Annotated in this window: 15 protein-coding genes; 3 read left to right on the plus strand and 12 right to left on the minus strand. The window is 46.6% G+C overall.

The features are described from left to right. The first annotated feature begins 466 nt into the window (after window positions 1-466). On the plus strand, window positions 467-2254 hold the full coding sequence (locus tag ACWQXP_RS19165; RefSeq protein ID WP_454064445.1) for an NAD+ synthase: 1788 nt from the start codon (window positions 467-469) through the stop codon (window positions 2252-2254). Between the two features lie 50 nt (window positions 2255-2304). After that, window positions 2305-5037, plus strand: coding sequence for a [protein-PII] uridylyltransferase (glnD, locus tag ACWQXP_RS19170; RefSeq protein ID WP_454064446.1), 2733 nt, complete (start codon window positions 2305-2307; stop codon window positions 5035-5037). Window positions 5038-5076: 39 nt separating this feature from the next. On the opposite strand, the gene ACWQXP_RS19175 is transcribed toward glnD, so the two are convergent. The 3 genes from ACWQXP_RS19175 to ACWQXP_RS19185 all read right to left on the minus strand — a co-directional run bounded on the left by ACWQXP_RS19175 (window position 5077) and on the right by ACWQXP_RS19185 (window position 9554). Then, window positions 5077-8064, minus strand: a complete 2988-nt coding sequence (locus ACWQXP_RS19175; protein WP_454064447.1) for a PAS domain S-box protein — start codon at window positions 8062-8064, stop codon at window positions 5077-5079. Between the two features lie 366 nt (window positions 8065-8430). Then, window positions 8431-8838, minus strand: coding sequence for a thioredoxin domain-containing protein (locus ACWQXP_RS19180; RefSeq protein WP_454064745.1), 408 nt, complete (start codon window positions 8836-8838; stop codon window positions 8431-8433). 170 nt (window positions 8839-9008) lie between these two features. Then, window positions 9009-9554 carry a hypothetical protein gene (locus ACWQXP_RS19185; protein WP_454064448.1) on the minus strand — a complete coding sequence of 182 codons (546 nt, stop codon included), beginning with the start codon at window positions 9552-9554 and terminating at the stop codon, window positions 9009-9011. A 594-nt stretch (window positions 9555-10148) separates the two neighbouring features. On the opposite strand from ACWQXP_RS19185, the gene bfr reads away from it, so the two are divergent. Continuing rightward, window positions 10149-10625 carry a bacterioferritin gene (gene bfr / locus ACWQXP_RS19190; protein ID WP_454064449.1) on the plus strand — a complete coding sequence of 159 codons (477 nt, stop codon included), beginning with the start codon at window positions 10149-10151 and terminating at the stop codon, window positions 10623-10625. A gap of 106 nt (window positions 10626-10731) precedes the next feature. On the opposite strand, the gene ACWQXP_RS19195 is transcribed toward bfr, so the two are convergent. The 9 genes from ACWQXP_RS19195 to ACWQXP_RS19235 all read right to left on the minus strand — a co-directional run bounded on the left by ACWQXP_RS19195 (window position 10732) and on the right by ACWQXP_RS19235 (window position 18641). After that, window positions 10732-10890 carry a hypothetical protein gene (locus ACWQXP_RS19195; RefSeq protein ID WP_454064450.1) on the minus strand — a complete coding sequence of 53 codons (159 nt, stop codon included), beginning with the start codon at window positions 10888-10890 and terminating at the stop codon, window positions 10732-10734. Continuing rightward, the gene (locus ACWQXP_RS19200; protein ID WP_454064451.1) at window positions 10887-12059 is read right to left on the minus strand and encodes a PIN domain-containing protein; all 1173 of its coding nucleotides are present in this window, start codon (window positions 12057-12059) and stop codon (window positions 10887-10889) included. The genes ACWQXP_RS19195 and ACWQXP_RS19200 overlap by 4 nt, the downstream gene beginning before the upstream one ends. Window positions 12060-12592: 533 nt before the next feature. Then, window positions 12593-13027: a hypothetical protein gene (locus tag ACWQXP_RS19205; RefSeq protein WP_454064452.1), complete on the minus strand. Its 435-nt coding sequence runs from the start codon at window positions 13025-13027 to the stop codon at window positions 12593-12595. 76 nt (window positions 13028-13103) lie between these two features. Continuing rightward, on the minus strand, window positions 13104-13487 hold the full coding sequence (locus tag ACWQXP_RS19210; protein ID WP_454064453.1) for an STAS domain-containing protein: 384 nt from the start codon (window positions 13485-13487) through the stop codon (window positions 13104-13106). Between the two features lie 119 nt (window positions 13488-13606). Continuing rightward, entirely contained in the window at window positions 13607-14062 is a 456-nt protein-coding gene (locus ACWQXP_RS19215) for a PepSY domain-containing protein (RefSeq protein WP_454064454.1), read from the minus strand. 286 nt (window positions 14063-14348) lie between these two features. Beyond that, window positions 14349-14663 carry a hypothetical protein gene (locus tag ACWQXP_RS19220; RefSeq protein ID WP_454064455.1) on the minus strand — a complete coding sequence of 105 codons (315 nt, stop codon included), beginning with the start codon at window positions 14661-14663 and terminating at the stop codon, window positions 14349-14351. A 255-nt stretch (window positions 14664-14918) separates the two neighbouring features. Then, window positions 14919-15701 (minus strand): PepSY-associated TM helix domain-containing protein, encoded by a 783-nt coding sequence (locus ACWQXP_RS19225; RefSeq protein ID WP_454064456.1) that lies wholly within the window; start codon window positions 15699-15701, stop codon window positions 14919-14921. Window positions 15702-15710: 9 nt separating this feature from the next. After that, window positions 15711-16514, minus strand: a complete 804-nt coding sequence (locus ACWQXP_RS19230) for a DUF4198 domain-containing protein (protein WP_454064457.1) — start codon at window positions 16512-16514, stop codon at window positions 15711-15713. A gap of 27 nt (window positions 16515-16541) precedes the next feature. Beyond that, entirely contained in the window at window positions 16542-18641 is a 2100-nt protein-coding gene (locus ACWQXP_RS19235) for a TonB-dependent receptor family protein (RefSeq protein WP_454064458.1), read from the minus strand. Window positions 18642-19345 lie beyond the last annotated feature (704 nt).

Here is a 19345-nt window from a genome sequence, read left to right on the forward strand (position 1 = left end):
CGGTGCCCCATTCAACCCGATCAAGAGGTACGCAACAATCGTCGCCTAGGCGACCTGTTATTATCAATTCAGGGGACAACCTCATGTCATCGTCGGTGGCCCATTCAACCCGATCAAGAGGTACGCAACAATCGTCGCCTAGGCGACCTGTCATCATCAATTCAGGGGACAACCTCATGTCATCGTCGGTGGCCCATTCAACCCGATCAAGAGGTACGCAACAATCGTCGCCTAGGCGACCTGTTATCATCAATTCAGGGGGACAACCTCATGTCATCGTCGGTGGCCCATTCAACCCGATCAAGAGGCATGCAGCAACCGTCACCTAGGGCTGCCTTTCTAAATCAACTGGAAATTAATTGGGTTCGCTATAGACGTGTGAGACAATGACGTCTCATCTTGGTCACAACATATCGTCGTAGGACAAGGGCGTCCTCACTCTAGTTGGAGTCGAGGACGTTTTTTTATGCAAACATTTCGAATTGCCATGGTGCAAATGAATCCCATTCTTGGAGACTTGGAGGGGAATACCCAATCAATTTGTCGGTGGTTAAAAGAGTCACGTAAAGCAAAGGCAGATGTGGTCGTGTTTCCAGAACTGGCAGTCACGGGATATCCGCCAGAAGATCTTTTGCTCAAATCAAGGTTTTTGTTTGACGCGAATCGAATGATGGAGCGCATAGTCAGGCAAAGCCATGGACTGAGTGTCGTGGTGGGATGTCTGACGGGTAATAATATAAATGACGCGTTGGCGACACAGACTGTGCCGACAGCGTTCAGTCATCTTTACAATGCTGCGACCGTGATTGCCGATCGTCGTATTTACGGCACATACTGCAAGCGGTACCTGCCGAATTATGGGGTGTTTGATGAACGTCGATATTTTCATGCTGGCCATAAAATCCCCGTGTTTGTCATCAATGGAGTCGTGGTGGGTATTAATATATGCGAGGATATCTGGTACCCAGATGGTCCCTCGCGTGTGCAGGCTTTGGTCGGCGGCGCTGAACTGATCCTCAATATTAATGCTTCTCCGTTTCAATCCGGTAAGGGGCATCATCGTGAGAGAATGCTGGCTGCCCGTGCTCGCCAAAACGGTATTCCGGTGAGTTATACCAATATGGTTGGAGGGCAAGATGAACTAGTGTTTGACGGAAATAGTATGATCGTCAATGAAAAGGGTGAGGTTATCGTTCGAGGCAAGGCATTTGAAGAAGACTTTCTTGTAACTGATCTTCGTCTTGGGATTTCTAACGTCTCTCATTCATCTGTCAAGGCTAAAGCACGAGCGACCAAAAAATTTGGAAAACAAGTTGAGCGGATCGTCGTCTCGACTGCCACACATTTTGCTACAAGAAAAATGCTTGAGTCCAGATCAGCTCCGATGCTCGAGCCGCTTGAAGAAGTCTATCGAGCACTGGTGCTCGGTGTGCACGATTATGTACAAAAGAACCAGTTTACGAAGGTGCTGATTGGTATCAGTGGAGGAATCGATTCAGCGCTCACTGCCGTTATCGCACGTGATGCGCTTGGCTCAGAAAATGTTATTGGGGTCTTCATGCCTTCGTCCTATACGTCTCAGGCCAGTCGAGTCGATGCTCGGGCATTGGCCAAAGAGCTTGGAATGGAATTGCTCAATATTCCAATTAGCCGTCTGTTTCACTCATACCTTCGATTGCTTGATGGAGTATTTGAGGACAGACCACCGGATACGACAGAGGAAAATCTTCAGGCCAGAATTCGTGGGAACCTCCTAATGGCTCTGTCGAATAAGTTTGGCTACTTAGTCTTGACGACAGGAAATAAAAGTGAAATGAGTGTCGGCTATGCCACATTGTATGGTGATATGGCTGGAGGGTTTGCGGTCATCAAAGATGTTCCCAAGACCATGGTGTTTGAATTGTCGCGTTGGAGGAGCCAGTACGAGGGCGACACATTTGACCAACTGAGGATTCCTCAACGAATTCAAGATCGACCGCCAACAGCTGAACTCAAAGACAATCAATTGGATCAAGATACGTTGCCTCCTTATTCCGTTTTAGATGAGATTCTTAGAGCGTATGTTGAAGAAGACCTCTCCTCAGAAGAGATTGCGGCCCTTGGGTTCAAACTCCCACTGGTGAAAAAAGTCATTTCCATGGTTGATCGAAGTGAGTACAAACGTCGCCAAGCTCCGATAGGTATAAAGATTACTCCTCGAGCGTTAGGGAAAGATCGTCGGATGCCGATTACGAATCGATATCCACACTCATGAGTGCCAACATACAGGTTGAGTAAAAGTCAGAGTATACGGGACTATTTAAGATGAGTGATTTAGCTGATACTCCTCCCCCTCAAACGAAACTCACAGATTCCTCAACATTTCCAGATCAGTCTGCTTTTCAACGACGGCGTGAAGACTTGCGAGCGCAACTTGTTGCCGGGGTCACTGGAGCGGCGATTGTGGAATGTCTGACCGATCTCGTTGATGAACAGTTGATCAGCCGATACCGAAATCTTATCCATCATGCTGGTCAGGACGCGGTGACTGACGTGCCGCAATGTTGTCTTGTAGCGGTAGGCGGCTATGGACGTCGAGAATTAGCTCCCCATTCGGATATTGACGTGATGGTCTTGTCAGACGCCTTGAGCAATTCTCAAGCAGTCTTGGATTTATCAAAAGGTCTCTTTCATCATTTGTGGGACTTAGGATTTCAGGTTGGACACAGCGTTCGTTCTATAGCTGAAGCGCTGTCATTGGCAGGTGAAGATTTACCAGCGAAAACGGCATTAATGGAGTCGCGCTTTCTTGCCGGAAATTCTGTGGTGTTTCAAGATTTTCAAAACCGGTTTGTTCGTCAAAATTTGGGAAAACGGGTGGCCCAGTTTATTCAGCACAAGCTAGAAGAACGCCAGCGGGAATATTCAAAATTTGGAGAAACCGTATTTTTGCTCGAACCCAATATCAAGAAAAGTCAAGGCGGATTACGCGACCTTCATCTCTTGCAGTGGGTTGGAATGGCCAAATATCAAGCAGCCACTATTCAAGAGCTCACCAATTGTGGCGCTCTTGCACGGAAAGACGCTATTGCGATACAAGAAGCTCGAGAGTTCTTGTGGCGCATTCGGTGTCTGATGCATTTTGAGGCAGGGCGGGCACAAGATATTTTGACGTTTGAAGATCAAGAACAGCTAGCCAAAAATTTTGGTATGACTGATCAACCTCATCTGCTTGCGGTTGAACAGTTCATGCAGCAGTACTACCGTCATACCATGGGTCTCCATGAGCGATGTCTGCGGTTTATCGATCGGACCAGAGAGTTTCCTTTGTGGAAGCGATTATGGCATTCCATACCTTCACCGTTGCTTGAAGGGTACTTTCTAAAGGTTGGAGATCGGTTAACGGTTCCATCTGAGAAACTCATGCAGGTTTTAGGGAATCCAGAATTACTCGTTCGGCTGTTTCGACTCAGCCAAGAACGTGGGTTGCCTGTCGAAAGCCAAACGATAGACGAATTGCATGATTACTTGGAAGATATTCCAAACGAAGAGTTTCATATTCCGTCGGTGAGTCGTATTTTTCGGGAAATTCTTTCTGAGACGGGGCGAGTCGCTCATACGCTGGCGGCGATGCATCGAGCCAAGCTTCTGGAAAAACTCGTTCCGGCATTTGCTCGCGTTCGTGGACTCATGCAATTCAATCAGTATCATAAATATACGGTTGACGAACATAGTCTTCTCGCTGTTCGGCAGGCCGAGTTGTTGGAGAAAGACCAGGGACCACTTGGGACAGTCTATGCGGAGATTAAACAAAAGGATCTTCTTCATCTGGCCGTCTTGCTTCATGATCTCGGAAAAGGAAAGACCGAAGACCATAGTGAGGTCGGGAAAACTATTGCGCAAAAGACATCTGAACGTCTGGGTTTGACGCACGAAGAGAGTCGAGTCTTGGAGTTTCTCGTCCATAAACATCTGTTAATGGCCCATATCGCGTTTCGTCGAGATATTCATGATGAGAAAGTCATTAAAAAGTTCGCTCGTGCCGTGAAAACGCCTGAAGTGTTACGGCAGTTTTTGATTTTGACGGTTGCGGATATTGCAGCAGTTGGACCTGATGTCATGAATAAATGGAAAGAGACGCTTTTAGTCGAATTATTCTCACACACGCATGCGACATTTTCTGGTCAGGGGGATTTCACGCTGGATGAGCAAGACGAGAGAGAACAAGTGCAAGAAGTCGAACGACAGCTTCATTTTCACGGACAGACTCATGGTGCTGGAAAGCACAACGAGGAATTTGATCAACAATGGGTGCAAGAGCAACTCACACAGTTTCCGTCTCGTTACCGTTTGAGTACATCTCCAGACCGTATTGCATTACATCTTTCCGCTATTAAACGATTAACTCTTGATTCTCCGTTGGTGGAGACACAGTTTCATGAAGATCTAAATATTACGGAATATACTTTGGTGGCTTATGGTGGGAATAAACCTGGGATCTTTATGAACATGACAGGAGTGCTAGCTGCGTTGGGCCTAGAAGTACTTGATGCACAAATTGTGACGAGGAAAGATGGTATTGTGGTCGATTCATTCTCTGTGAAAGACCCAGACTACGATGGTCGTCCCCCTTCCAGAAGGCTCGAGCGAGTCTGTCAGACGGCTATCACGGTGTTGAAGGGAGAAGAGACGGTTGAGCAAGTCTTTGCCAAAGGGAAACGAGTCGTCTTTGGTCGACCCTATCCGACAGGTCGCAATGAAACAGAAGTGCAAATCGACAATGAGAGCTCAGATCAGTATACAGTGATAGAGGTGTTTGCAGATGATAAACAAGGGCTTCTTTTTATCATCGCTCAGGCATTGGTTGGCCTGAACCTCTCCATTCATTCTGCTCGAATTGGCAAACGCTTGGACCAGGCTGCTGATATCTTTTATGTAACGACTGAAGGTGGAAAAATTGAAGATCAATTGGTGTGTGGACAGATAGAAGAAGCCATCCAAAAAACTGTTGATGCGTTTCTTGATGAAATAGGCACCTCACCTAGCGCTGAGACGTGAAAGCCATAGTGTTGTTCGTAAAAGATAATAATAGAGAGCCTAGTTGGAAAGTGTTTCTGTCTTGCGCTTATGGCTTCTTTCGAAGGCATGTCGGACAGCCTGAGCGAGATCATTAAATCGGTAAGGTTTGTTGAGAAAAACCGGAATCCCGATTGAAAGGGCTTTTTCCTCGTTAATAATGTGACTGAATCCGGTACAGAGAACAAGTGGGATCGTTGGACGGATCTTTAAAATGGCCTTTGCCAATTCTGTTCCTGTGCATTCGGGCATTGTCTGATCTGTGATCACTGCGTCAATCGTGTGTGGATTTTCTTGAAAGGCTGCAAGCGCCTCTCGGCTGTTCGTATAGGCTTGCACATGATAGCCAAGTGTTTCCAGCATTAATTTCGCTGATTCAACAATCGAGGCTTCATCATCTATGAACAGAACCGTACCTTCGCCCTTGGGCATTTTTATGATGGTGTTAGGAGAAGGCCTCTCAAGAATTTCGACGGTTCGTGGAAAATGTATGACAAACGTTGTTCCTACTCCTGGTTTACTTTGAACCGAAATCATTCCTCCGTGATCAGTCACAATGCCATGTGTGACTGATAGTCCCATCCCGGTTCCTTCTCCTACATTCTTTGTGGTGAAAAATGGGTCAAAGATGCGAGAAAGAACTTCAGGTGAAATGCCATGGCCCGAATCCGTCATCGTGAAACGGACGTAACGACCGGGCACTATCCCAGGAGGAGGACTTGCCCCTGGCTGCTCGACCGTCACTTCGTTGAGTGTAACATGTAACGGTCCACTTTTTTCTCGCATTGCGTATTCGGCGTTGGTGCCCAGATTCATCACCACTTGATGAATCTGGGTTGGATCGGCAAATACGGGGCCAGCAGTTGCCTCCAAGTCCTGATGTACTGCAATGGTCGAGGGGAGTGAGGCTCGAAGAAGTTTCAGCGCCTCCTCAACGATATCTTGAAGTTGGATTGGCTTTTTCCCTACATCTCCTTGCCGGCTGAAGGTGAGGATTTGTTGGACGAGATTCTTGGCACGATATCCCGCTTGCAGCACTTCTTGGAGATAGGAATCGTTCGGGTCGGGTTTCCCAGCTTTAGCAATTGCGAGTTCCGTAAACCCAATGAGTGCCGTGAGAATGTTGTTGAAGTCATGGGCGATACCACCAGCTAAGGTCCCAATGGCTTCTAGCTTCTGCATTTGTCGCCGTTGTTCGTCTCGATTCCGCAGATGCTCTTCTGCTCTTCTTCGGTCTGTGATGTCCAGTGCATAAACATTCATATAGTTCGTTCCGTCAATCACAGCCAAAGTGAGAGAAAAGACGCGTCCGTGACAGATCATTTCTTTTCCTTTGGCGCTTCCATGATTAAACGCATCTTGAATAAGATTTTGCCATGGCTGTGGTTGCTGATTGCCATTCTCGAGGTTGAGAGCAGAGAGAAAGTCTGTTGCGGCTTTATTATGATAGGTGATCGATCCATCTCGCAGAACCCTGAGTACGGGGTTGGGATTTTCTTCAGGAAATCTGGCTAAAATTTTTATTTTTTCCTGTGATTGTGTCCGATCGATGAGTTGGCCTATTTGACTTCCGACGCTCTGCATTTGTTGAAGTAGAGCGTCGTCGGGTTGGTGTATATGAAAACTGAAAAATTCCATGACTCCATAAATTTCAGTTCCAAGCTGAATGGGAAAGGCAAAGGCCGCATGAAGATTTTCTTTGTCAGCAAATTTAGCTCTAGGAAAATTGGAGTCCTTGACTACATCAGGAATCCAAACAGCTTTACCGGTACTCCAGACTTTTCCAGGTAGGCCTTGTCCTTTGAGGAACCTCGTCTCCTTTGTTGTCGCACAGAATTCAGTGAACTGGTCTGGTGTGTGACACCAGAGTTCGATGCCCCGGAGGAAATTCTTTTGGGTATCGACCTGCCAGAGTATGCCGAGTTGCCAGCCTAAACTTTCACAGACTGCTCGAAGAATTTTAGGTGCAGCCTGCTCTATTGTTATTTGATCAGCAAGAATGCGAGCGACCTCGTATTGTGCTCTCAGACGTCGTTCTGCCATCTTCTCTTCTGTAAGGTCATGCACGAGACAGATGAAAATTCTACGTTGAGAAAACGTGACTTCCGTGACGGCAAGAGATAAGGGAAATGTTGTGCCATCCCGGCGTTTAGCTGTGACTTCCCGACGAGTGCCTAATCTAGAGCGTTCTCCCATAAGGAGATATGTCTTGATATGGTCTTGATGGTGTTCATTGTTAGGCTTAGGCAGCAAGGCCTTGAGGTTCTTCCCGATTATTTGGCGAGAGGGATATAAGAATATGTGCTCGGCTGTTGTATTATATGTTTCAATCGTGCCTGTTTCGTCAGTCGTAATGATTCCTTCTCCAGCATGGGTAATTATGGCACGCGTATAGGCTTCACTCTCTTCCAGTCGTTTAATAATTGGATGGCTGATCCGGAAGAGTAGAAACCCGCCGAGTATGATGATACTGATGCCAGAAATTCCAGTGATAATGCCAGCATGAAGGAACGGTGTCCGAATCTCTTGGAGGTCAATTTTCGAAACGAGACCAAGCTGAAGCAGGGCAACAGGTTCATAAGCAGCCAGCACCATTTCTCCACGATAATCTGGGGCCACGATTGTTCCTGATTTCCCGGAGAGGGCGAGGCGCATGGGCTCGGCCAGCTTTCCTGAAAGTGGGAGAGGCTTAGGTTCATCCAAGTCAGAGTGCCGATGAGTCAAAAGCCAGACAATCTGGTCACCTACTTGCCGAGCCAACGTCATTTCACCAGTTTGACCAAACCCTTTATTGTACTTGTGAGCATCGATGATTTGGCTGAGTGTTGCCGCGGCCGAACCTTTTGGGTGAACCTGCTCACTGTACCGCTGATCAAACCGCGCCACGGCTTCCATTAGTCGTGCTTGTGCGTGAGTTACTTCTGCAAGCCTGATTCGCTCTTCCTCAAAAGCCGCATGATACAACAGCGTGATCGCAACGCTCGCTGAGGCCAGACAGGCCAAAGTCATGATCACAATGAGAAAAAAAACACGCTGAGGGGCAGTCCAATGCATAGGTTTTTGAGAAACGTATTTATCGTTCGACTATTCGAGGACGGTAAAAGACAAATTGATTGAGATAGAGCCTATGCTATCTGTTCAAAGAGGCCATTATGTACGAAAGGTTGGTAGAGGAGAGAATCAGGGGAAAATCCTTCATTTAGAAAAAAGTATAAGGGGATAGTGTATTCAGTTTTATTGGGTTTTGCAAATATGTTCGAATAAGTCTATTAGTGAAGCATTGTCTAAGGTTTTTCAGCTTCAGAGCAGACTCAAAAGCTACTACTTCACAATTTTTAGAATTTACTCAAGAGCTTGAGAGATAAACCGTGTTGGTTATGCGTTTCTGTACTTGAACGCGTAGCGACTTTTGAGTGGTCGAATAGTCATGGATTTCGTTGACGCATAAGTCTCCCAGGTTCTAGCTGTTCCAAGAGTTCCTTCTTTTTTCCAATCCGGCCAATTATAGCGAAACCAAACCGTCTCCATCTGAACGACATCGACTAATGCAGCGCAACTCACTATATTCAATGTGAACGGTTGAAATGTGCCCTCAGCAAAAAGTGCAAGCGTTGGAAGGGATGGGATTTCAAGATCCGCAGGAATGAGATGATTCTCTTGCACGTTCATGTTCAACACAATGATGCAACTACCAAGTTTCTCTTGAATGAGCTCAAGTTCATTCAGGAGTGCATGGTAATGACCGCAGCCTATAGCCGTTCGATTCTCTCTTGAGGGTTGAATATGTAATTGTGCTCTGGTTGTGTGAACGACTCGGCTAAAAACTAATTGCGTTCGCTATAGTTGCCAAAACTCAATGAGTACTGGAACAGAAGCTTCCGCAATGCGACGATCAAAATCTCAATCGGTAATCTCTGCAATCATCAGCGATACCATCGCAAGATTTGTAGGTGTTATGTTGGTGTTTGTACGGTTGCATGAGCCTCAATGTCTTTGATGTCCGGTTGCATGAATTGTAAGGAATTTTTTAGTTTTTGCGAAGGCGGTTGAACGAGATGGGAAAAATGATGCTCCGTGACTTCCAGGACTCTCGATAAACCTTTGACGTTTAAGTCATGAAGTAATCGAAACTCTAATCGATGATCTTGAGCAAAAAATAAGGTCTCACATCGTTGAGAGACAGGATTGTGGGAGAGGCCCAGAGAGCGACTTAACCGGCGTAATGGATCTGTGAGCAGTGGAAGGCGAAAATTTGAAGAGGGGAGAGCCCAGGGTAAGTCATAATTCATATACCGTGAAACAAGTGTGGCAAGAAAGGCATGACGGTTGTGGAATTCCGTGACGTGCGCTTCGAGGAGCCACGCTTGTGCCGCAGTGAGTGACGGTGTGCACAAGAGAACTAATGGTTGAGAGGTGCAGTGAATGAGAGAGGAAAAGGTGAGCGTGCCTTTGATGAAAGTGGGAACGCGCCAGGCGGGAATAGGTGATCCAATTTTCATGAGTATCCTCCAATAGCAAGTGTGTCGGAAAATGGGAAAACAGAAGTTTTGGGTTGTGTTGCACGTCTACACGCATATTCATGGTGCAGGAAATTCATGAAGTTGAGTTTGCTCAATGGAATCTTGTCAGCCTCAAAGATAGGGGAGGGCCAAGAGGCAGCGAGGAGGAGAGTAGGAGCATGGGTGCGCCTCCTGGCCAGGAAAAAGAAATTTCCAATCCCCAGTGGAAGATGTTCGATATTGGGTGGTAATGGGTAGTCATGCATGGTTTGTTTTTATTATGAATATGATAACGATTTTCAATATCATAGTATGATTGTATGATCCTGTCAAGTAGGTTGAAGTCTGCGGGATCCCAATTTTGATGAAATTTTCGGTGATATTACCTAAATATATGAAATGATTGTGAGAAGTTGTTTCATCGAAGATGATAATGAGTTTCAATTTTAGTTATTTGTACCTAGGACTTTATATTGACTTTTATTCGAATTTCGCCGATAATGACTTTAGGTGAATCATTATATTAAATTTGAACAAAAACCTATCAAGGTTTCGATGGAATTATTCATGTGTACGAAGTAAAGGAGGCCGGACATGAAAGGCAAAAAAGGCGTTGTTGACCTATTAAACAAGATTTTAACGGAAGAACTGACGGTTATTAATCAATATTTTTTGCATTCAAGGATGTGTGAAAATTGGGGATTTGAACGTCTCGAGCACAAAGTTAAAGAACGCAGTTTCGGGGAAATGAAAGATGCCGATGAGATTATCCGGCATATTCTCTTCTTAGAAGGGTTGCCAAATGTGCAGCGTTTGGGAAAAGTCACAATCGGAGAGACGGTCCCTGAGCAGCTCAAGCTTGACCTTGTAAAAGAGAAGGAGATGGTTAAACTGCTGACAGAGGGAATTGAGCATTGTGTGAAAGTGGGTGATTACAACACTCGCCAGAAGCTCGAGGAAATGGTTGAAGATGAGGAAGAGCACGTTGATTGGATTGAAACTCAGCTAGAAACGATTAAGCAAGTTGGGCTTGAAAACTACTTGAGTGAACAAATGCATAAAGAAGGCTAATGCAGTCTTCATAGGTTTCTGCTGTTTGTCAGCAGCATGAGTGGGAAAAGGGGAAGCGCGAAAGCGCTTCCCCTTTTTTTTGTATCCACCATAAATTGAAAGAATTTTATTTGCTTTGAGTGAGCGGACGTGAGACTGTTTGATGCCTGGTGTCTCGAGCCCACGCCTGAGATGTAATAGCCATTCGACAGACCGTACATTTCCAGTAGGCTCCAGTTGGCGCGAGGCTTTCTTTTCCACAGCGAGGACAATGTTGAATGATCATGTAAACGATTCCTTTCTTGTTCCTCCCGAACCCACAAGAGAATGATCTGAATACTCCTCGGAATCTGGCTTGAGTGGTATACGATGGTGTGAGTTCAATGTATGCTTTTGTTCATGCTCAAGGCGTGCGGCGAAGAGAATCCGTCCGGTGTACGTCTGCATAAATTTTGTAATGACAATGTCGACAGTCTTTTGTACATACGCCCGTGCTTGATCCACGACCACCATCGTCCCATCGTCAAGATGGGCGACGCCTTGTCCGTCTAAGTCTCCTTCCTTATTGATAAAGACTCGTATCGTGTCGCCAGGTAAGACTGGAGGTTTGAGCTGGTAGGAGAGGCGATTGACGTTGAGGGTTTGGACGCCTTGAAGCGCCGCCACTTTGGAGAGGTTCCAGTCATTCGTGACAATTTTTCCTTGGGTATGTTGAGCGAGTTTGATCAGTTTATGATCGACTTCGGGAATATCCGGGAAATCTTGGTCTGTCACCTGAACCTCAATGTCGGAAATGGTTTGCAGGCGATGTAAAATTTCTAGACCCCGCTTGCCCCGTGCGCGTTTCCATGCTTGAGAAGAGTCAGCGACAGAATGTAATTCAAGAAGGACGAAGCGCGGGATGAGGACTGGTCCTTCCAGAAATCCAGTCTCATAAAGATCGAGAATTCTTCCGTCAATAATCGTGCTCGTATCGAGTATTTTTAAGGGAAGGGTGGTCTGTGCCCCGAGAGGCCAAAGTTCGCGGATGAGTCCCGGTGCGTCTTCCTGTATTCGGCTCCTGATAGAGTAGGTCAAGTAAGGACAGGCAAGCAGACTTGCGAGGGCCATGAACGACACAAGAGTTGATGATGTTGGAAATAGGAGGGTCGTTATCCAGATGAACATTGAAGCCAGCACCATTCCAATCCCAACACTTTGTGCTACATGAATGATACGGGAGGCGGGGAAGCGTAGTGTCATAGACTCAATCGTGATAATGCCCAATCCAAGCATGCTTCCAGCAAGTCCCCACCATAGTGCGATGGTCCAGCTATGAGGATAATTCTGCCAACCGAAGGCGCTTCCAAGCAGAAATCCAAGAAGGACAAAAGGCAGGAAAAGATATGGCGACTGTAGGAGATACATTCGAAACAGCAGATGGTTCTTGGCTGTTTCAGGTGTAGTCCTGCTCATGGGGTCTTCATGGAGGTTGGATGAGGGTGGAGTTAACGGCTGCCTGGTTTGTGGACTTTTATAAATTAGCGATGTGTTCATGGTCTTAGCCCTTTCTGCTGAACGGTTTTTCGTCTGTCCAGGTGGGTGATTGAATCTGAAGGACTTATCGTTCCGTTTGATTAAATGATGCGGGATTCAATGGGAACGTCCAGTTTCGTTTGCATCGTGGGCACCGGACTTCAATGGCTGTCCCATCAGTCGAGAACCTGGCAAGTAACCGACCACATGTACATCGAATATCGTGGTCGGTTTCATGATTTACTATATCGTTTGAGTCTAATTTCCGAGATCGTTCTGGAGGCGTATCATGTTTCATGAATATTGCCGTCATTTTGTCTGTCTTTTGTCTTGTCTGTATTCATATTGTTGAACGTGCTGGTCATGATCAATAGTAAGTATTCCTGGACTGATTAACAGGTCAAAATGTCAGGAAAACATGTTCACCGTTCTACCTGCCTTAATAGCACAAGCCGGCGTTTATCCTTTTGGTTTTAGCCTCTGTTTTTGACATAAGGGACAGTCTTGACAGGTGAGTGAACGGGTACGGTCCGGAGTGATTCATCAGAAAAGAAATATTGCTCCATGAATTGTAAAATCATCGGATCAATCCCCGGAACCTCAAGCTGCTGTTGTAAGATGTTATTTACAGTGGTGATACAGCAGATTGGGAGTTTCGCCCCTCGAAAGGGAAAGAGTTCATAGAAATTTCCTGTCAAGTGAGAGGGCGTGAGTACGGAAACCTTCCAATTTGGATGCCATAGCTGTAAGTGCGTAAACGCCTTGTGTCCGAAATACTTGCGTTGGGTGTCGTGTTGTGAAAACATTCTGACTTCCCATCCATGAATTCGTCCAACGCGTGTTCGGTCACGAGGGTCATGAGGAGGAGGCGGCCATTGAGAAGAAATCCCTTCGAGTAGAGGTTTCATGGTTATGAGGCTCCTAAGATTGTGAGACCGGGTACTGAGTGAACGCTATGGCGAATCCAAATGTCTTCCAGGTGACTCATCCAACTATCGCTGCGTCATTAAGCACTTCAAAGTCTTGAAGGTTCATTGAATCGGCCATAGGAGGTGTTGAGCGTCTTCTGCGTACTGGAGGAAGACCCCTTTCTTTCCGAGAAGGATGCAGCTCAGTTTGAAGAGAAGACGGCGAATGAATAATGCATCCAGTACAGTCTTGTTGTTCGAGCTTATGCATGATGTCTGAGAGTAACCGTAGGCCTGCCTTGTCGATCATGCTTACGGGTTTCAGGCTCACGTAAAAATCACGAAAACCCATACGATACGCACGTCGAGCGGTAAAGGAAAACTCTTGGGCCGTTTCAGCATCAAACGCCCCGTGAATACTAATCGTGATAGTGTTATTTTCTAGGCGTTCAGAAATCATCTTGATCCCCTCTCTTGGTAGATCGTTCACTCAATAGCGTTGCTGGTGTTGTATGTATTCACGCAAAAATCGTTGTCTGCCCGCCCTCAAGAGTTCGTGATCTCAAGGGCGAACATGTCTTATGGGTTCATCTTGGTCGAGGTCTCTCCAGTCGCCGATGATTCCGTACTCTGTCCGGGCATGTTTGTGTTTCCCTTGTCAGCTGTGCCGGCATGAATGCCTGACTCAGATGCTTGAGGAGTCTCATTGCTTCCGTGAAGGGCCAAGCGTTTTCCACTTGTGCCGTCAATATGGACGTCTTTGACCTTTCCATCTGCGGCGACGACTTCAATTTCCCACATGAGTGGCCCATGTTCTTTTTCGAGCTCAGCTTTAATCACGGTGCCAGGCACCTCCTTGATGGCAGCTTGAACCGCTTGGTCAATGGGAATGTGTGCTGATTGAGCCATGTCGGATTTCACTTGTTCATGACTTTGAGCTGCGAGCGCAGTTCCGGAGGTGAGCATCATGATTCCCAGACTGATGAGTAGCGAGAGCCTACGTCTTATTGGTCGAGCGTGATTTGATGCATTCATGAAAATCTCCTCCTTATTGGAATGTGTGTATGGTGCAGTGACTTGGATGCCTGTGTTCTCTGTATCTGTTTCCAGGTCTCTTTGAAGAGAGCCTTTTCGTTGGGGAAACTCTTCATTGAGAACTTCAGGGAATCCCTGTGACGAAGTTCGAACGTGAAAATTGTTTCTTGCTGAGTTCCGTCTTGGAGCCATTGTATGAATCGATGCGCTCCTCCTGCTGTTATCATTGCGCATTCTCCGAATATGTGGCCTCATAGAGGATGATATCGCATGAACAGCCTTCGACCTATTGATCAACCCACATGTTCATGTGACCATCTTGATTCTCGTCGTACCAATAAAATAAAGGGTGTTCTTTGGTGTGGACGACGGTATTCCAGAATTCGTTGTACTCAGATACGATAATTTGGCGTGCCGTTTTATAGTCGATGACGCCATTTTGCATGAGCGAGTATTCGCGAAAGTACAGGCCTGCGATACTATTAACTTCCTCATTGACGAGGTACTCGTCTTCAGGTTCGATGGGTGGAGCGGCAGAGGCAATGGCGGTCAGGCTCCAGAGCAAAAAGAGGGGCACAATGAGAGAGCTGACTTTTCTCACTGATCTGCGTCTTCGCCGTGTTTTCCGTAATAGTGATATCATGGCGTTGCCCTTAAATGATATAGGTTATCATTATCAATTTCATAATACTTGTAGGTGGCGCACTCGGCCATGTCAATTAAAAGGAAAAAACATGTTCAAATTCCAGAATCGCATACAGAATATATGGAAATGGAATATGAGGAATTGTAGAAAATGAGGTGGAATTTATGAGTTTTGGACAAGGACCATGGCTGGACCCTTGGCAGGGTCGGATCATGATTGGCTGGTGGTTCGAGGGTCCTGGTATTCCGAATGTAAAGCTTTTTGTCGGGCTCGTTGTTCTCTGACGACCTGCAGTCTCCACAGCCACAGACCGCTCAGGCTCATGATGAAGATAGCTAGACCTGGAATGTTGAGGAGGGTCTTGTTGAATCCGAAGAAGTTGAGTTGATGAAATTGCTTGACGAGAAAATGAACTTGCCGCCATGTACTTTCATCCTCGAGAATTTTTCCTGTGTGACGGTCAAGGATGATCGTGGCGGGACCTGGTTTTCCAAAATTGATACGGATGGCTTCCAGGTTGATCGTGGTACCGTGAGGAACATACTGTTCCATGGTGACGTTCGTGATTTGAGAGTCTGTCTTGATATATTGTCGGGCGATCATTCCAGCGAGGTCCTGGGAAAGAGGGGAGAGGCGTTCGTTTGTGAGCGCATCGATGAGAATCGCTGATGGCGCCTGTTGGCCGGAGAGTCGAACCTCATACAGCAATCGGCCAAAATCCTGACGGAGAATGACTTCTTCTATCGTTCTGTCTGACGCAATGGGTTCATGGTTTAATTGTTTGAACAAGTCGTCCAGGGAAACCTGTGCGGATGTTAACGGGGGAGCCGGTGCTATTCGGCCCACCCGTTCTTTGTATCCCTCATCCCAGTATGTGAATCGGGCATTAGCCCAAAGCAGCCCGGTGATGACCATAAACAACAGAAAACCAACGGATGATAGGCCAATGATTCGGTGAGCCTTCCGAGACCATCGTTCAGTTCTCCATAACATCGGATGGTGCTATTTCCCTTGCGATTCGACAACATGGATGGTGAGCGTTGCTCGATGCCGAATCGCCTCATATGGTTGATCTTGAAATTTCCCTGGTGTCTTTTCCAGATTTACATAATCAATGACATACGTTCCTGGCCAGATCGGAGTAAAGTGTGTCACGCCTGAATCATTGGTCTCTAATTCTTTGCTCCATCCATTAGGCGCATAGGCGACCGGTTTCGCTTTGGCAAGTGGCTGTCCTTTAAAGATGACTTGAAATTCCATTTTCTCATTCACGGTCAGCGAGTCGGATGACTTGGATGAAGCTGGCTGACTGGGGACAATATCTAGCTGCAGGGTTTCGGCCGTCTGTGTGTGATGTTCTGACGACGCAGGGGGTGCTGCAATTGAAAATTGTGTGCGAGCATAAAACATCGGCTTATAGTGCATGCCGATACTGGGATAAGGCGTCCCGTCTCTTACGGGTTCGTCTTGATCAATCGCCATCAGATTGTACATGCCGGGATTGTTCAGATTGACGGGTATTCGAAAGTAGTTGGTTTCTTGGGTTATCTCGAGGACACGCTTGTTTCCGTTCGGCTCAATCAGCCATGAGGTCAAACCGGCGCGTTCATCCAGTCGTCCTCCAGTCTGTTCTTTGAGTGATTCCTGATATTCCCCAAAGTAGGCTTTGACGATTGTCGATTGATTTGGTGGAAGAGCTGATGGACTTTCAATCCAGACAAAATGTGCAGACGTATTGGTGGCTGAGAGCACGAGTCCTAGCAGCAATGCCGTAAAACCAGTGAAAATTCTATATGTGTGTAACATGATCGTCTCCTTCAGATTAGATGAGAGTTAAAAATCGAGCGAAATGCCGCCATAGAACACTCTGGTTAACCCCGGAATAATTCCATTGACGAATGCCTGACGCCGAATTCGATACTTTTCATTGGTAATGTTGGTCACGCCCGCAAAGAGGTTCATGTCTCCTGCGAAGGTATTGGGAATGCCGAAGTCCAGTCGCAAATTGGTGACATGATAGGAGGGCAGTTGACCGTTGCTTCCGTCCGCAGTTTCTTGAACGGTATTGGCTGCATCGGCAAACTGTTCAGCCACAAAGGTTCCATCCATTTGGATTCTGGCCAGGCCCAGATCGGTGTCAACGGCGTAGGAGACAGCCCAGTTAAAGAGCAATTCTGGTGCGCTGGGAAGTTCATTTCCCTTATTGACCCCGGTTAAAAATTCGGTTTCGAGAAGTGTGGCATTAAAATTTGCGTTCAATCCATGCCATGGTCCTGCATTGATAGTCCCTTCGATTCCTCGATGCCTGGTTTTTTGCGCATTCGTAAGGACGCCGGCTTCTTCAATGATTTGGTTGTCGAAATTGATCCAAAACCCGGTTCCTTCGATGAACACTAAATCACTGATGTTGGAGCGAAATCCCAGTTCATAGTTGTTGCTGGTTTCTACACCAAGATCATTGGCTGTTCCGGACGTGGGATCAGTGGCCTCACTAAACGTGGGAGGTTGAAAGTTTCTGGAGTAATTTCCAAAGACTTCAATGCCAAGAGGTAGGTGATATAAGAGCCCGATTCCACCAACAACTTCTTCGGTTGTTAAGCTGCCGCCTACGGCCCCTGTGCCTGCCCTCAATCCAACTTCTCGTTCTTGTGTGAACCGTTCAAAACGGATGCCGGGTGAAATAATCAGTCCTTTGATGGGTTCTAACTTGGCGGTGGTGAAAACTGTTCCTGCCAGAGTTGATAACTCAGCCTCTTGGTCGACGGTTCCATTTCGAGCATCAGGCGTTGTCCCAAGGCGGACAATGTCTTCTTGTTCTTCAAAATGGATTTTTCCGCCTCCAACGACGTTGATTCGACTATTTGGAGACCATTCCACTGTGGGTCTAATTCCTACTACAAAGAAGTCACGGACAAATTGTGAATTCCCTGTTGCGGTGGCATCTGGGCCGTCGGCAATAAACCAATCACGTTGAAATGAATTGGTATAAGTCATGGCATCAAACTTCAGACTCTTGGATATCGGTTGGGTCAATCGAAAATAGCCGGAGTATCGACGTCCAAAGAACTCGTCATTCGATCGCTGACTCTGCTTTGGATCATCCTTGAACTGAGCGGCCGACAAGCCGCCAGGGGTATCCGACTCTTCGACATATCCGCTCAAGCGAAGATCGGCTTGTCCGCTATGACCAACGGGAAAGGTAAAGCGCACCGCCACGTCATTGAGTTGGATGTCGGTATTCTCCCGGACCAGCCTCCCGGTATTGTTGGTGTATTGAAATTGCACCCCGGTTTCATTGAATGTGTTGCCATAGGAAACGGTTGAAGAGAACTGTTCGCCGGCGCGTATCGTTTCACGGATATTGATCTCTTGAGTCAGCGGAGGGCGGTATGTGATGTAATTAATGACACCGCCAACCGTGTTGGGTCCATATAAGGCCGATGCACCTCCTCTGAGGACTTCAATGTGTTCAATCTGCTCGATCGGGACATTAAAGTACGCGGATGCGGCTCCATACACGGCCGGTTGGATGGGTGCTCCGTCAAGCAGGAGCAAGACATTTTCACTTCGGTTTGGATTCATTCCTCGAATCCCGATATTAGGACGAAGTCCGCGGCCATACTCATCCGGTGCATGAATGCCGGGGACCCTCCGGAGAATTTCAACGGTGCTAATTGGTTTAAAGGCTTCGATAGCTTCCTTCGTAATCACTGTGGCGGCTCCAGGGTGTTCTTTCAATTCTTGCGTCTTGGCCTTGACTTTAATTTCTTTTAATTTCACTTTGAGGCCTTCTTCTTCAGTGTCAGGTGTGGTGCGCATGGCCTCAGATGTTTCGGCTTTAGCCTCGTTGTGTATAGGGAATGTACAAAGAAATATTCCCATACATGAAAGATATAACAGTGCGCGCTGTAACCTGATTGCCCGTTGGATCATTCGTGTCTCCTTTGATGAAATAAAAAAGATAGACGTCTTTGAGGAAAGAGGTACGGTGTCTTCCTCAAATGCCGCCAATCAAACGACGTTAATTCGAAGGCATGGAAACATGTAGTGTTGTATTTGAAACGGAACGTATGAATACTTGAAATATAGAGAGAAGGGGAATGTTTAAAGTCCAGAAATAGATGTGCAAAAACCAGGAACGATTAATCAATAGAAAACGTGTATATTTTGAAGTGACGAAAAATAACATGATTCAGCACGGTGAAATTTGTGCAAGAAGCGTGGCGAGGTTGATGTATGGAACGTCTTGTCTTTCAGGAAAGGCGCCCAACACATCTGTGCCTGTTTATTGGTTCATATGAATTGCAAGAAGAGCGACCAGTTAATAATTTTCATAACGGTAGGACAGGACATACCCAAATACCAATGAGGTAGATTGCGATGAGTGTGAGCGAAAACGCCAGGCTAATGATGGCGGCTGACTCTCCCTCAACAAAAATGTGCCGTGACTTCATGGGTGAGATACTCTTGTTTGTGTGTAGCACGTAGGAGGGGGGAAGCCATCATTCCTGACATTTCCAGGTCTGGTGTTTGCTACGTGTGCTCGGCCTAGCTGCGAATCCTTGGACACGAAACGATTGCAGATTGACAATCATGACCTGAGAAGAAATTATTGGTTAATAAAAAGAAGGCCAGAG

The organism is Candidatus Nitrospira salsa (genome assembly GCF_965152625.1).

Coding starts and splice junctions, on each gene's coding strand:
- ACWQXP_RS19185 (WP_454064448.1), bottom strand. CDS start 9,554: ATGAAAATTGGATCACCTATTCCCGCCTGGCGCGTTCCCACTTTCATC.
- ACWQXP_RS19230 (WP_454064457.1), bottom strand. CDS start 16,514: ATGTTACACACATATAGAATTTTCACTGGTTTTACGGCATTGCTGCTA.
- ACWQXP_RS19225 (WP_454064456.1), bottom strand. CDS start 15,701: ATGTTATGGAGAACTGAACGATGGTCTCGGAAGGCTCACCGAATCATT.
- bfr (WP_454064449.1), top strand. CDS start 10,149: ATGAAAGGCAAAAAAGGCGTTGTTGACCTATTAAACAAGATTTTAACG.
- ACWQXP_RS19175 (WP_454064447.1), bottom strand. CDS start 8,064: ATGACTTTGGCCTGTCTGGCCTCAGCGAGCGTTGCGATCACGCTGTTG.
- ACWQXP_RS19235 (WP_454064458.1), bottom strand. CDS start 18,641: ATGATCCAACGGGCAATCAGGTTACAGCGCGCACTGTTATATCTTTCA.
- ACWQXP_RS19195 (WP_454064450.1), bottom strand. CDS start 10,890: ATGATCATTCAACATTGTCCTCGCTGTGGAAAAGAAAGCCTCGCGCCA.
- ACWQXP_RS19205 (WP_454064452.1), bottom strand. CDS start 13,027: ATGAAACCTCTACTCGAAGGGATTTCTTCTCAATGGCCGCCTCCTCCT.
- ACWQXP_RS19215 (WP_454064454.1), bottom strand. CDS start 14,062: ATGAATGCATCAAATCACGCTCGACCAATAAGACGTAGGCTCTCGCTA.
- ACWQXP_RS19165 (WP_454064445.1), top strand. CDS start 467: ATGCAAACATTTCGAATTGCCATGGTGCAAATGAATCCCATTCTTGGA.
- ACWQXP_RS19200 (WP_454064451.1), bottom strand. CDS start 12,059: ATGAGCAGGACTACACCTGAAACAGCCAAGAACCATCTGCTGTTTCGA.
- glnD (WP_454064446.1), top strand. CDS start 2,305: ATGAGTGATTTAGCTGATACTCCTCCCCCTCAAACGAAACTCACAGAT.
- ACWQXP_RS19210 (WP_454064453.1), bottom strand. CDS start 13,487: ATGATTTCTGAACGCCTAGAAAATAACACTATCACGATTAGTATTCAC.